Annotated in this window: 12 protein-coding genes and 3 tRNA genes; 13 read left to right on the forward strand and 2 right to left on the reverse strand. The window is 50.0% G+C overall.

All coding sequences use genetic code 11. The features are described 5' to 3' along the window. The first annotated feature begins 81 nt into the window (after positions 1-81). Together ELY25_RS13755 and ELY25_RS13760 are read left to right on the forward strand one after the other, a co-directional pair. Positions 82-157, forward strand: a tRNA-Glu gene (locus ELY25_RS13755). A gap of 19 nt (positions 158-176) precedes the next feature. Beyond that, a tRNA-Gly gene (locus ELY25_RS13760) sits at positions 177-251 on the forward strand. Between the two features lie 178 nt (positions 252-429). Here ELY25_RS13760 and ELY25_RS13765 read toward each other — a convergent pair. Continuing rightward, positions 430-2,061, reverse strand: coding sequence for a methyl-accepting chemotaxis protein (locus tag ELY25_RS13765; RefSeq protein ID WP_126951849.1), 1,632 nt, complete (start codon positions 2,059-2,061; stop codon positions 430-432). A 262-nt stretch (positions 2,062-2,323) separates the two neighbouring features. On the opposite strand from ELY25_RS13765, the gene ELY25_RS13770 reads away from it, so the two are divergent. The 6 genes from ELY25_RS13770 (at position 2,324) to ELY25_RS13795 (ending at position 6,272) form a co-directional block, all read left to right on the forward strand. After that, positions 2,324-3,292, forward strand: a complete 969-nt coding sequence (locus ELY25_RS13770) for an ABC transporter ATP-binding protein (protein ID WP_126951850.1) — start codon at positions 2,324-2,326, stop codon at positions 3,290-3,292. Continuing rightward, the gene (locus ELY25_RS13775) at positions 3,289-4,062 is read left to right on the forward strand and encodes an ABC transporter permease (RefSeq protein ID WP_126951851.1); all 774 of its coding nucleotides are present in this window, start codon (positions 3,289-3,291) and stop codon (positions 4,060-4,062) included. The genes ELY25_RS13770 and ELY25_RS13775 overlap by 4 nt, the downstream gene beginning before the upstream one ends. A gap of 56 nt (positions 4,063-4,118) precedes the next feature. After that, positions 4,119-4,952: an NADPH-dependent 7-cyano-7-deazaguanine reductase QueF gene (gene queF / locus ELY25_RS13780; RefSeq protein ID WP_126951852.1), complete on the forward strand. Its 834-nt coding sequence runs from the start codon at positions 4,119-4,121 to the stop codon at positions 4,950-4,952. A 48-nt stretch (positions 4,953-5,000) separates the two neighbouring features. Further along, positions 5,001-5,561, forward strand: coding sequence for a nitroreductase family protein (locus ELY25_RS13785; RefSeq protein ID WP_126951853.1), 561 nt, complete (start codon positions 5,001-5,003; stop codon positions 5,559-5,561). 12 nt (positions 5,562-5,573) lie between these two features. Continuing rightward, positions 5,574-6,074: a YiiD C-terminal domain-containing protein gene (locus ELY25_RS13790; RefSeq protein ID WP_126951854.1), complete on the forward strand. Its 501-nt coding sequence runs from the start codon at positions 5,574-5,576 to the stop codon at positions 6,072-6,074. A gap of 110 nt (positions 6,075-6,184) precedes the next feature. Further along, positions 6,185-6,272 (forward strand) — tRNA-Ser (locus tag ELY25_RS13795). Positions 6,273-6,402: 130 nt separating this feature from the next. On the opposite strand, the gene ELY25_RS13800 is transcribed toward ELY25_RS13795, so the two are convergent. Next, complete coding sequence (locus tag ELY25_RS13800) at positions 6,403-6,672, reverse strand: hypothetical protein (protein ID WP_126951855.1); 270 nt, start codon at positions 6,670-6,672, stop codon at positions 6,403-6,405. A gap of 655 nt (positions 6,673-7,327) precedes the next feature. On the opposite strand from ELY25_RS13800, the gene ELY25_RS13805 reads away from it, so the two are divergent. From ELY25_RS13805 to ELY25_RS13825, 5 genes are all read left to right on the forward strand, one after another. After that, complete coding sequence (locus ELY25_RS13805; RefSeq protein ID WP_126951856.1) at positions 7,328-8,356, forward strand: nucleoid-associated protein; 1,029 nt, start codon at positions 7,328-7,330, stop codon at positions 8,354-8,356. Positions 8,357-8,358: 2 nt separating this feature from the next. Beyond that, positions 8,359-9,570, forward strand: coding sequence for a hypothetical protein (locus tag ELY25_RS13810; protein WP_126951857.1), 1,212 nt, complete (start codon positions 8,359-8,361; stop codon positions 9,568-9,570). A gap of 375 nt (positions 9,571-9,945) precedes the next feature. Beyond that, on the forward strand, positions 9,946-11,568 hold the full coding sequence (locus tag ELY25_RS13815) for a BCCT family transporter (protein ID WP_126951858.1): 1,623 nt from the start codon (positions 9,946-9,948) through the stop codon (positions 11,566-11,568). Positions 11,569-11,681: 113 nt separating this feature from the next. Then, complete coding sequence (locus ELY25_RS13820) at positions 11,682-12,011, forward strand: four-helix bundle copper-binding protein (RefSeq protein WP_126951859.1); 330 nt, start codon at positions 11,682-11,684, stop codon at positions 12,009-12,011. Positions 12,012-12,359: 348 nt separating this feature from the next. Further along, on the forward strand, positions 12,360-13,595 hold the full coding sequence (locus tag ELY25_RS13825; protein ID WP_126951860.1) for a cation:proton antiporter domain-containing protein: 1,236 nt from the start codon (positions 12,360-12,362) through the stop codon (positions 13,593-13,595). Positions 13,596-13,622: the final 27 nt, after the last annotated feature.

Genomic DNA, 13,622 nt, shown 5'->3' on the forward strand with positions numbered 1-13,622 from the left:
AGTGGTAGAGCATCGCCTTGCCAAGGCGAGGGTCGAGAGTTCGAATCTCTTTTCCCGCTCCAATCAAATAGATGTTTATACGTCCCATTCGTCTAGTGGCCTAGGACACCGCCCTTTCACGGCGGTAACAAGGGTTCGAACCCCTTATGGGACGCCATCTAGAAAGTGTTTACATTGCGGGAATAGCTCAGTGGTAGAGCATCGCCTTGCCAAGGCGAGGGTCGAGAGTTCGAATCTCTTTTCCCGCTCCATGTAAACAGCTTTATTTCGTTATCCTCCCTGTTTTACCCTTCCTTCTTTATAAAACGTTTTATCTACCGCCCATGATTGGCGGCATTTTGCTGTGCGTGTGTTTTATATGCATGTGTTGATGGCGGGCTACGTTCAGGCAGTTGGCCTGCCTGAACGTAAGCGGTTGATACCTGGTGTTTAATTAAGCGTGAAGTGATTGACGATGCCGTTGAGCGACTGTGAACGCTGTTTCAGGTCATGTGCGGAGTCGGCGGTTTGCTGAACCATGGAGGCGTTATCCTGGGTGGACTGATCAAGCTGGGCGATGGCCACGTTGATCTGCTCGATACCCTGGGTTTGCTCGTGGGTCGCGGCTGTAATGTCCGCAAACAGGTCATTGATGCGCTGAATCTGCTGATCGATATGCTGCATGCGCTCCTTGGCGGTGGTCACCAGCGATGAGCCGTTATCTACCTGCGCATTGGATGTGTTGATCAGTGTTTTAATCTCGTGGGCGGCCGTTGCCGAACGGTTAGCCAACTGACGAACTTCACCAGCTACCACGGCAAAGCCACGGCCATGCTCACCGGCTCGTGCCGCTTCAACAGACGCGTTGAGTGCCAGAATGTTGGTCTGGAAAGCAATGCTGTCGATCAGCGTGACAATATCGGAAATCTTGGCCGCTTCCGCGCTGATTTCCTGCATGGAGGTAACGGCCTTGCCAATGGCCTGCTGGCCAACTTGAGAGGTTTCGCCGGCGCTACGTACTAGTTCCTTGGCTTGTTCAACGTTCTCGGCATTTTGGCGCACGGTAGCGGTCACTTCTTCCATGCTGGCGGAGGTTTGTTGAAGGGCGGCGGCCTGTTGCTCGGTGCGCGATGAAAGCTCCTGATTGCCTGCCGCAATGTCGCCAGAGTTTTGATCCACCGCTGCGCTGGTCGTATGGATTTCCTGCATGGTTGCATGCAGTTTGTCGCGCATCTGCTGAATATCGTAAAGCAGGCTGCTGGTATCGTTGGCGCTTAGCTTGACCTCCGCAGTTAGATCGCCCTGAGCAATACGCCCTACGACACCCGCTGCATAGCTAGGCTCGCCGCCCAGGCGACGCAGTATCAACGAAATCATTCCCCAAAACGCCAGGGTGACTAATACGCCTGCCAACAAGCCCACCATAATGCTTTTAACCAGCTGACTCATGATAGTGTGGCTTATGTCCCCCATGAAGACGCCGCTGGCAACGTATACATTCCAGGGTGCATAGGCTTCGGTATAAGTGCGCACCAAGGGCATTGCATCGTTACCCCGGGCGAAGTTGGAGTAATACTCGGTAAAGCCACTGCCTGTAACGCGGGCGCTATCTAAAATGGATTGGAAAATAAGGGTGCCTTGCGGGTCGGTGACGTTTGATAAATCGTCACCTCTTGCGCGGCTTGGGTGGGCAAGCATCTTTAAGTCACCTGTCAGCGCGAACAGGTAATTGTTCTCTTCGCCAAAGCGCACATCGCGAATCGTTTCAAACGCGAGCGTCTGCGCTTCTTCCTGAGTCATTTCGCCTTGCTGGGCGAGCTCATCGAAGTGTTCCAGAGTAGAGATTGCAATATCCACGGCAGTGACCATGCGTTGCTCACGCTCGTGGTACAGCAGTGCCCGGCTTTGCCAAGCGTTTACTACAATCATAATCGCGAGTATGAGCCATAAAACGGCAACGCCAATAAGCCGTTGGCGGCGCAAGGATAGGGCTGCCAAGCCTTGCTTGGACTGAATGGATGGACTTTCAGTAACAGATTGCTTCGTTAAAGCGACTGGAGTGTAGGGCGTGATCGTGCTCATTGAGTGATTTCTCATTTATTTATAAGTGCTTGTTCCCTTGTATGCCATCGACATAACGCGAAGGCATAACCTAATACTAAAGTATTAATTGTCTTTCTGGGTGTGGCAAAGTGTCACAAAGAGCCACTAAGCGGAAATAATTAGCGGACTAAATAAAAAGCCAGCTGTAGCATTGTGCGCTGGCTTGAAAAAAAAGCCCAATGCCCCGATATCATGGCTTCTTACGCATTTTTTGCCCTATTTTTGCTGACAGGACATCTTTATGGCCGAACCGGCATTGTCAATCCGTGGCCTTACCAAGGTGTATGGCAACGGCTTTCAAGCGTTAAAAGGTATTGATCTCGACGTCCAGCAGGGCGATTTTTTTGCGCTGCTGGGTCCTAACGGTGCGGGTAAATCCACCACGTTGGGTGTGGTGTGTTCACTGGTGCAGAAGTCAGAAGGTAAGGTGTCAATTTTTGGTATCGACATTGATAAAGACTTCGCCAAGGCCAAGTACCAGTTGGGCGTAGTACCTCAAGAGTTCAACTTCAACCAGTTCGAGAAGGTACTCGATATCGTGCTGGCGCAGGCAGGCTACTACGGCATGACCCGCCGTGAAGCGCTGCCGCGTGCCGAGCAGCTGCTGCGCGACTTGGGCCTGTGGGACAAGCGCAATGGCAACGCCCGCATGCTTTCGGGCGGGATGAAACGCCGGCTGATGATTGCCCGGGCGCTGATGCACCGGCCTAAATTACTGATTCTGGATGAGCCCACGGCAGGCGTGGATATCGAGCTGCGCCGCAGCATGTGGGAATACATGCGCCGCATCAACCAGGATGAAGGCACCACGATTATTCTGACCACCCACTACCTGGAAGAGGCGGAAAGCCTGTGCCGCAATATCGCCATCATCAATCACGGCGAGATCGTGCGTAACACCAGCGTGCGCGAACTGTTGGCCGAGCTGAATACCGAAACCTTCCTGCTGGATCTCGCCGAGCCCGTCACGGCGCCACCGGTGATCGACGGGTTTGAGATCAAGCAGATCGAGCCCACGCAACTCTCGTTGGTGATTCACCGCGGGCAGCAGTTGAACGATGTATTCAGCGTATTAAGCGAGCAGGGCATGCAAGTGGTGTCCATGCGCAACAGCGCCAACCGGCTGGAAGAGATGTTTGTTTCAATGGTAGAGGCAGGTAACAAGGCGATTGATGAGCGCTCTGAACTCAACAAGGAGACGCCCGCATGAATGCGACTCAAACACTCGTTGCGTTATGGACGCTGGTACTTAAAGAGATCAAGCGCTTCACGCGTATCTGGCCGCAAACGCTGCTGCCGCCTTCGATCACCATGGCGATGTACTTCATCATCTTTGGCAACCTGATCGGCTCGCGTATTGGGGATATGGACGGCTTCTCCTACATGGACTTTATCGTCCCCGGCCTGATCATGATGTCGGTGATCACCAACAGCTACTCCAACGTGGCCTCAAGCTTCTTCTCGAACAAGTTTCAACGCTCGGTGGAAGAACTGATGGTGTCGCCCATGCCGAACTGGGTGATTCTCTCCGGCTTTATTCTAGGCGGCATGGCGCGCGGCCTGGGTGTGGGGCTGATCGTCACGATCGTCTCGCTGTTCTTCACACGCCTGACCGTCGAGCATCCCTTGTTAACCGTGCTGGTAGTAGTGCTGACCTCGGCGCTGTTCTCCATTGGCGGGTTTATCAACGCGTTGATGGCCAACAAGTTTGACGATATTTCCATCGTTCCGACCTTTATTCTGACGCCGCTGACGTATCTTGGCGGGGTGTTCTACTCCATCTCCATGCTGCCCAATTTCTGGCAGGGCGTCTCCATGCTCAACCCCATTCTGTACATGGTGAACGTCTTCCGTTACGGCTTTCTGGGCGTATCGGACATTCCTGTAGTGTGGGCGCTGGCGGCCATTTTTGCGTTTATCATTGTGCTATTTTTCGTCGCGCTTACCATGCTGGAGCGTGGCAAAGGCATTCGCAGTTAACCGCACGCCCGTTTAAAGAGCTGTTTTCAAGCGCCGTTTTCAAGAGAGCATGACCTATGGCACATCGCCCCGAAACCTTAGAGCACGCGCCCCTGGGGCGCGATTCCGCCTACCCCGAGCAGTACGATGCGGGGCTTTTGTTTCCCATTCCCCGCGCCGCCAACCGCGCGCCGCTGGGTATTGAGGAGGGAAGCCTGCCGTTTGTTGGTGAAGACGAGTGGCACGCCTTCGAGGTTTCCTGGCTCAACGCCCGCGGCAAGCCCATCGTGGCCGTGGCGCGTTTTCGGCTACCGGCGGATTCACCGAGCCTGATCGAATCCAAATCCTGGAAGCTCTACCTCAACAGCTTCAACCAGACGCGTATGGAAAGCCGTGAAGCGCTGATCGACACCCTCACGCGTGACTTGAGCGACGCAGCCAGTGCCCAGGTGAGCGTAGAGCTTCTTGGCGTGGAAGACGCTGAGCTTGCCCCGAAGCCGCTGCCCGGCGACTGCCTGGACGACCTGGACATCGACATAAGCGATTACACGCCCAGTGCCACTCACCTGGCGGTAAGCGATGAGGTAGTGGAAGAAACGCTGCACTCACACCTGCTTAAATCCAACTGCCCGGTTACCGGCCAGCCCGACTGGGGAAGCGTGCTGATTCGCTATAAAGGCCCCAAGCTTGATCGCGAAGGCCTGCTGCGCTACCTGATCGGCTATCGTCAGCACCAGGATTTTCACGAGCACTGTGTGGAGCACATCTTCACCGACCTAATGGCGCACGCCAAACCCACCGAGCTTTTGGTGCTTGCGCGCTACGTGCGTCGGGGCGGGTTGGACATCAGCCCGTGGCGCGCCACACCGGGCCAGAGGCCGCCAAGCCCGCTACGTCTGGCAAGGCAATAAGCGACTGCGCTACAGTAGTGCCTAACTGATTGATTGGATGAAACCCAAATGGATGGACTCACGCTTCTTCATAACCGTAGCTCAATGGGCAAGCTAGTTGAACCCGCGCCCACTGCCGAGCAGATGGACGCCATTTACAAAGCAGCCCTGCGTGCCCCAGACCACAAAGAGCTGCGCCCCTGGCGCTTTATCGAATTCACCGGAGAAGGGCGTACGCGCTTGGGCGAGCTGTTTGCCGAAGCCGAGTTCCAGGAAGACCCCAGCGCCAGCGACGATACACTGAATTCAGCGCGTAAAAAGCCGCTGCGCGCGCCCATGATCATCGCCGTAATTGCCAAGGTAACGCCGGACCTTCCCAAAGTGCCCAAGATGGAGCAGGTGATTTCCGCAGGCTGCGCTGCCCACGGCATTTTGCTGGCCGCCCACGCGCAGGAACTGGGCGCCATGTGGCGTAGCGGCAAATACGCCTTTGACCCCGTGGTACGCAAAGGGCTTTCCCTGGATGAAGACGATGAAGTAGTCGCTTTCATCTACTTGGGCAACCTGGGCGGGCGCCACAAGCCGCTGCCCCAGCATAACGTGGCCGACTTTGTAGAGCGTTGGGCGTAGGGAGTAATCGTCATGCGAAAACCCGGTGTACCGCACCCGCGTTTGCCTCTGCCTGAGGGACAGGAGGACCTGGCCGCTTTTCAGAAGTGGCTAGGTGACGCGATTCCCATGGTGGGTGCGATGGGGATTGAAAGCATGTCGCAGCATAATCAATCACTTACCTGGCAACTGGCTTTAAAGCCCAACCTGAACGACAAAGGCACCGGCTTTGGCGGCGCGCTAAGTGCGCAAACCACGCTGCAAGGCTGGTGCTGGGTAACGCTCTGGCTACGCGGGCAGGGCATGGCCCGTGATGTAGTAGTGGCCGAAGCCACCCAGCGCTTTCTGGCCCCGGTAACTGGCGACTACCGCCTGATATGTACACCAGAAGAGCCTGACGGCATCGAGCAACTCACCCAAAAGCTTGCCGAGCGGGGCAAAGGCCGCATCGCGCTCACCCAGCAGCTTTACTGTGGCGATGCGCTCTGCCTGGAAGCCCACGGCAGTTATGCCGTACTGTCAGCCAGCGATTAGCAGCAGCAAGCCACTGATTCTGAAAAAGGCTTGCTATTTACCCGCTTAAACCATAGTATATGCGCCGTTCTGTTGCGAAAGGCACAGCCTAAGTGATTGAACCAAAATGTGGAGAGGTGTCCGAGTGGTCGAAGGAGCACGCCTGGAAAGTGTGTAAGTCGTAAGGCTTCGAGGGTTCGAATCCCTCCCTCTCCGCCACAGAATATAGAAAAAGCCCGCTGAGTGATCAGCGGGCTTTTTGTGTTATTAAAGGCTTGAGTTCAAACCTATGGGTCAGTAGCCTCTAATACAGTGTAAGCGTGCGGCATCTTCAGCATTGCTCAAAGCTCTATATGTCACAATAGCTATGCAAAAAACCAGACTCAGCCAATTCTACAATAATTTCGCAGAACTGGGCATAAGACAGCTCAGTACCTATATCGAGCCTCATAACAATTTCCTCGACTGTCATTCCTTCAAGTTCAAACAGAAGATCGCTGCATTCACTCTCATCTTGAGAGTTGTAAAAGATCACTCGAGTCTTGCCGTCATCCAAAAGAGCGCTGCTATCTACAAGCCAATCCTTATCAACGCTATTGCTGCCTTGAGTAGTGTTCATAATGTATTCTTTAAAACAACCCTATGGTTCTAAGTTCACATCCCAATTAAAGATCAGCATCTCTTTGGCGTCTAGGCCGATGCAACTGGCAGCGTAGCGGATGTGGTAGCCTGCGAGGGTTTCAGCGTATGTATGGATGGTCGTTGAGGCTAATGGTGGTTTTGTCTTAGATTTTGGTCAACAAGGCCGCCAGTTTTTCGTACCTCTCTATACTAGGGGATACCTTATATTCCTCTATCTGACAGTAGAATGGGTTCATATAAAAGGGTGTGTGGCCGATCATAACGTTCAATGCGGCTTGAAAGCTCTTAATTGATGCTACTGACAACCTCTTTGAAATGGTTCTGTACTACGTGATACAGGCTCACATCGTTGAGGCCCTAACTTTCGCGGATAAGAGACGCGGGAAGAATAATGCAGGCCCTCTAGGAGAAGAACTCTATGTAGCACTGGCATGGCGGCATCAGTGATCAAAATGACTGGAGATAGTCGATAGGTATCACTTTTGATGTTTTGGAGCTCGTAGCTCGCTGATGGTTCAAAAGGGATTTGCAATTGGGGGGATAAAAGGTAAATTTTTCTGAAGAATATATTTCATTCTTCAGTACCTCTTGCGATACTGTCTTAACAAATTTTAAAGTATAAAGGTTATGGTATGGCTATTAAAAATGTGATTCTTCATGAAGTTACACGTAATGAAGATGGCGATCCAATAGTACAAAATTTGCGAAATGAAGAAAATTCAACGGAAGGTTTAGGCATAAAGTTAACAGAACAGTTGATAGAGCTATTTTCTCAATCCACACTAAATATTGGTGAGTTTGGTGTTGATGGTGACTCTACCCTCAAGCCGGCTTTTGAGCAACAGCTGAAGCAATTTCAAAATAAAGATACAACATTTGTTGAAACAACCAAAGCTATGGCTGAACGTTTTGCCGAGATTATCAGTGAAGCAAGACTGCAAAGCGTAAAAGGTGGCATCTTGGCTTTTTATGTGTATGAGTATCGTGAAAACAACCTATTAGCTGTTACTGTTTTAAATCGAATTGACGGTATTAATGCTAGCGAAGATCTAGATTTAAATCCGGCAACGATTATTGATCTAAATCGCTTGCATCTGGGCGCATCAATAAATTTGACTGAATGGGAAGAGGGCTTAAGTAGTCGTTATATTAAATTTAAAGTAGGGCGTTCAGTTGAAATGCGCGATTACTTTGAAAATTTTATTGGTTGTCAACGTGATAAGCAAGCTGCAGTTCGAGAAACAACAGCGCTAAAGAACGCGATTAGAAAATACTCATCAGAATTAGGTTTAGATAGTGAGGTTGCTCAGTCAAAGTTAGATACTGCTCATGAATTTATTCAACAGCAACAAAAAAATGGTAAAGAGGTGCTTCTTACTCATGTAGCAAACGCTGTATTTCCGGATTTAGCAGATAAATTTTTAAATCTTGCTCGTGATGATGAACATCAGCTAAGTGAACAGATAGCAATAAGTTCAGCAGAATTGAAGCGTTACGTACGTTTAAGTGGGCGAGGTAAGGGAGTTTCGATTAGCTTTGATAATGAGCTGCTTGGGAAAACGGTAACATATAAAGATGGCCAGCTAATTTTTGATGAGATTCCGGAAGCATTGAAGCAGAGTATACTAGAGCTACAATGCACGCCTGAAGATATTGGATAATTATGAATTTTGAAACGTTAAAGCTATATAAATCATTACGAGAGGCAATGACAGATGTCACTGTTGAGGGTAATGATGTGTCTGGCTTTGTCAATTTTGACGCAGTAATGGTCAACAAACTAAAACGGTTGAATAAAGAAGGTCTTTGTTCTGCGGCATTTGATGTTTTGAAAGGACAGGGAAAGAAATTAAGTTTAACAGTCGATAGTGTAATAACGGATAAGCATTATGAAGCATATGATAAAGCTAAAGTTGAATTAACAAAGCAATCTTTGCAGAATAGTAAATACTTTATTTGCTCTACGTGGTCAGATTTAACAGATTATACTGAATATTTACTGAATCCAGTAGAAGCGGTTTATGTTAGTGACGTTAATAAAATAATAGATTCTAAAAGTAATGATGAAAAGTTCTCAGCGTATTTAGCTTTGTCAAAAATATGTAATTTAGTGAAAGATGTTTCTCACACGAGTAAAGCTAATACATATACTATTCTGTGTGGGCAACCACTTGATATTACGCTATGTATTGATGATTCAGTACTTGCTAGTAATGTTGATGTAAGCTTTTTAGATGAGTTATTATGCAAAGACCAGCATAAAGAAGCAATGACTAGTCTTGTTCGTGAAGCATTATATAATTTATTAAGCGATTTAGATTCAAAATCTAGGTTGTCTCACTTAGTTACGCACTTTAACGCGTTTATAAGTAAATTACTTGTCAGTTATGAGCAATACGTAAGAAATTATTCATTCGATAAGGTGCGTAAAGAGTACAGAGAGAAGGCGACTGAATACATAGATAAAATAAATAAAGTTTTTGACGATGTTACAGCAAAGACGTTTTCAATACCGCTAGGCGTTTGGTTTGCAATATCAAAAATGGAAATTGCAGATTCCTTAAGTAGTTTGCAGTTTATTAAAAATATATCTTATTGCTTGATGGTTGCATTTTTGATCATTGTTGTTAGTTGGAGTTTATTAGGCCAATTTACAACACTGAGTGCAACAGTTAAAGAATATAAAGGATTGTTTGAAAGATTGAAATCAGAGCTTGTTTCATCTCAGGAAGATGAGCTTAATTCCTTGGAGAAAGGTTTAGATGACAGGAATAGAGTTGTCTTTATTAAACTTATTTTTACAATTATTTTTGCATTTGTTCTTTTTTTAGCTACTGCTTATGTAGCTTATAAGTCTTTAATAATACCGTCCTAATTTTTTGTTTAATGAATGTGTTTTATTATCTGTGATAAGCGTTTTATCCTCTGGACATATTTAAAAAACATCAGGTTCTTCTGGATTTAATTTTTATTTTTTTTCTTTAATTAACTTTTAAGTATAAAAACTGAGTGTTTTCTAGTACCTCTGTACTAATCATGTGTAGTAAAATTAATGCATTTTCGGACAGCAAGGTAAACAGCATTGAAAGCGTTTTAACTCCAGCTAATTATTCAAGGTATCAGGAAGTTTATTGGTGAAAAATAGCTTTAAGTCCATACTGTGCCAGCTTCCAACATTTTGAGTTTCCCTAACACCTTGGCGCAATCAGTCCATCACTCCTATCTTGTTGTAAAGACTAGGGGAACGAACATGCTCAATACGCTTGCGAGAAGGCTTGGCCTTCGGACGGATCCGACCATTTTTTTCACCTCCGCAGGCATCATGGTCCTGTTCCTGGTGGCGCTGTTGATTGCACCGGACGCTATAGGTAATGCTTTTGGTGCAGGGCGAGAGTGGGTGGTTACTAACCTTGGCTGGTTCTTTATTCTAGGGGTAACCAGTTGGGTGGCATTTTTGCTGTGGGTGGCTATCAGCCGTTACGGGGCGATCCGCCTGGGTGGGAACGATGCAAGGCCGGCCTATACCAATGTCTCCTGGTTTACCATGCTGTTTGCGGGCGGTATCGGCACGGTGTTGATGTTCTGGGGTGTCGCCGAGCCTATTTCCCACTTTTCTACGCCGCCAAGGCCCGGTGTCGAGCCCTTTTCGGTAGAAGCCGCCGACGATGCCATGAGCTTTTCAATCTATCACCTGGGGCTGCATACCTGGGCGATTTTCGCCATGCCGGGGCTGGCGTTTGCGTACTTTATCTATCGTTACGACCTGCCCATGCGGTTTAGCTCGGTATTCTTCCCGCTGCTGGGTGAGCGCATTTATGGGCCTATCGGTAAAACCCTCGATATCTTTGCCATTCTCGGCACGCTGTTTGGCGTGTCGGTTTCCATTGGTTTGGGCACCCAGCAGATCAATGCGGGGCTAACGGAGCTGTTTGGCGTGCCGGATGCCGTGTTTACCAAGGTGGTCATCATCGCCGTTCTGACAACCGTTGCGGTTGGATCAATCGTGGCGGGGTTAGATTCAGGTGTTAAACGGCTTTCCAATATCAATATCGGAATGGCCGTTGGCCTGCTGGTGTTTGTGCTGTTTACTGGTTCGACGGTTTTTCTGTTGCGGGCTGTTGTCGAAACCTTTGGTCTCTACATAACCAATCTGCTGCCGATGGCGTTTTGGAATGACACGTTGGCGCGCTATACCAGTACTGATGGCAGCGGCTGGGGGTGGCAGGGCAGCTGGACGGTGTTCTATTGGGCCTGGACAGTGACGTGGTCACCCTTTATCGGCATTTTTGTGGCGCGAATTTCCCGCGGGCGCACCATTCGTGAGTTTGTTTTTGGGGTACTGTTCGCTCCTTCAATCTTTACGCTGGTGTGGTTTGCGATTTTTGGCTGGTCGGCGATGGAAATTGACGGGATTGGTTCAGCCGCCCGGGAAGCAATGGGTGATCAAGCAGGTGTCTTGTCCGCCGCTGTGGCGGAAAGTATTCCGCTCGCCATGTTCGCGTTTTTCGATAACTTCCCGGCCGCTACGTTAATCCAAGGCCTGGCGGTGGTGATTGTCGCCATCTTCTTTGCCACGTCATCGGATTCCGCGTCTCTGGTGGTCGATATGCTGTGTACCGGAAGCCCAGACCCTGGCCCCTGGCATCAGCGTGTATTCTGGGGTGTCTCGGAAGGCATGCTGGCGGCCATGTTGATTGTGCTGGCGGGTGATGCAGGGCTTACCGCCTTGCAGGAGGTGATTACCGTCGTCGGCCTGCCGATGTTTATTCTGGTGTTTGTCATGATGTTCTCTCTACTGCGCGGCCTATCTCATGAGGATCTCAGCGAGGTGAGGGTAGGCAGCCCACCCAAGCCTGAGAAGCTGAACGAATGATTAAGCAAGAGGTGATAACAACCTTGGACTTGCCTGCTGGCGCTTAGCTACTAATTTGCATTCTGAAGAGGCTAGGTTTGTCTACCAAAATCTATATCCAAAGGAGAAGCGCAATGGACCTCGATAAATTTAAAGCCTGTATTGAAGCCTGCAATACCTGCGCTGCTTATTGCGATTCCTGTGCAGCATCTTGCTTGCAGGAAGATGATGTCAAGATGATGGCCGAGTGTATTCGTATAGACATGCAGTGTGCTCAGATTTGCCGTTTGGCTGCATCCTTCATGGCTCAGGGCAGTGAATATGCTAAGGACGTTTGCAGAATCTGCGCGGAAATCTGCAAAAAGTGCGGTGATGAATGCGTCAAGCATGAAGCAGCGCATTGCAAGGAGTGTGCCGAGGCATGCCACCGCTGTGCTGAAGAGTGTGCTGCCATGGCGGCCTGAGTATCACAGCTCAATACTTATAGCGTTACTTTGAAATAAGCGTCGTAGTTAAGAACTCGGCTGACTGGTCGGGTTCTCTTTTATGACATCCTCTAACATGGGAAAGGGTCGTTTTTACTTATTAGTAGTTTCTGGTTAGGCCCCGGATGGATAACCTATCAAAAGATTACGCTTGGAAAGAGCCAAGTTGAAATTGCCAACACGCCTAGCTTAAGCCGCCTTATTACACTGTGATCTTTAGGAACCCACCGAGCCATTCACATGCCTTTCGAAAATGGGAAGGCAGGTTCAAAGTCTTTTGCCTATGGTGTACGAAGGATAGTCAATACAACAACATGGTGTCGATGCATGAAGGATATCAACATTGCCCTAGCAGCAGTGGGAGGATTAATCCTGCTATTGGGTCTATTGTCGCGTCCCGTCGATCGTTCCTGGCTTTCTGCTCCCTTGGTAGCGTTTTTTATGGGCGTGTTGCTAAGCCCCGATGGATTGGGGTGGATGCATCCTCAAGAGTGGGGCAATACCCAGGTGATGCTTGAAGAGGTAGCACGCTTGACGCTGGGAATTAGCCTGATGGGGATTGCCCTGCGTCTGCCGTCAAAATTCCCTCTGACCCACTGGCGCCCGGTGCTGTTATTGCTGGCGATCGCCATGCCCGCCATGTTCTTGATCAGTGCACTGCTGACCTACTGGACGCTGGGGCTACCTTGGCTGATAGCGATGCTGGTTGGGGCCTGTATCTGTGCCACGGACCCTGTCATTGCCTCATCCATTGTGACGGGGGGCGTGGCCAAGGAAAACCTGCCCGGCGGATTCAGGCATCTTTTGTCTACTGAGTCCGGCGCCAACGATGGCCTGGCTTACCCGCTGGTGCTGTTACCCATTTTACTGCTGACTATGCCCATGGAGGCGGCCTGGTCTGAATGGTTCGCCAAGACCTGGTTACGGGAAGTGGGCGGCGGCATCGTTATCGGTGGCCTGCTTGGCTGGGCAAGCGGTCGTGCGCTGGAGTGGGCCGAAGCTAGGCGTTACCTCGACCAGCCCTCTTTTCTTGCGATCACGCTGGCGTTGACGATTCTTGTGCTTGGCGTAGGCAAGCTGCTGGGCACCAACAGTATCCTGGCTGTATTTGTCGCTGGGCTGGCTTTTGACCAAGTGGTCGGTGGTCAGGAGCGTAGTGAGGAGGATAATGTTCAGGAAGCCGTGAACCTCTTCTTTACCTTGCCTGTTTTCGTGCTCTTTGGGCTAATAGCCCCCTGGTCCGAGTGGGTGGCGCTTGGCTGGAACGGGGTACTGCTGGCCGTTCTCGTGCTGTTGCTGCGTCGCTTACCGGTAATACTGCTGTTAAGACCCCTATTACCGCCGGCCAGAGAAAAGCGGATTTCATTTGTCATGGGCTGGTTTGGGCCGATCGGCGTGTCGGCCCTGTTCTATGCCGTCCTGATTTCGAGCCGTACCGGACATGATATCGCCTGGGTGGTCGGCAGCCTGATCGTCTTTGCCTCGATTCTTGCCCATGGTGTGACGGCGGCGCCGTTTGCCAAGCTTTATCATCATAAAACACAGGACAGTAAGGTACGTTGAACCTGGGAGCCGTTGATACGGCTCGCT

Origin of the sequence: Vreelandella populi, assembly GCF_003989825.1 — a bacterium.
Classification (GTDB): domain Bacteria; phylum Pseudomonadota; class Gammaproteobacteria; order Pseudomonadales; family Halomonadaceae; genus Vreelandella; species Vreelandella populi.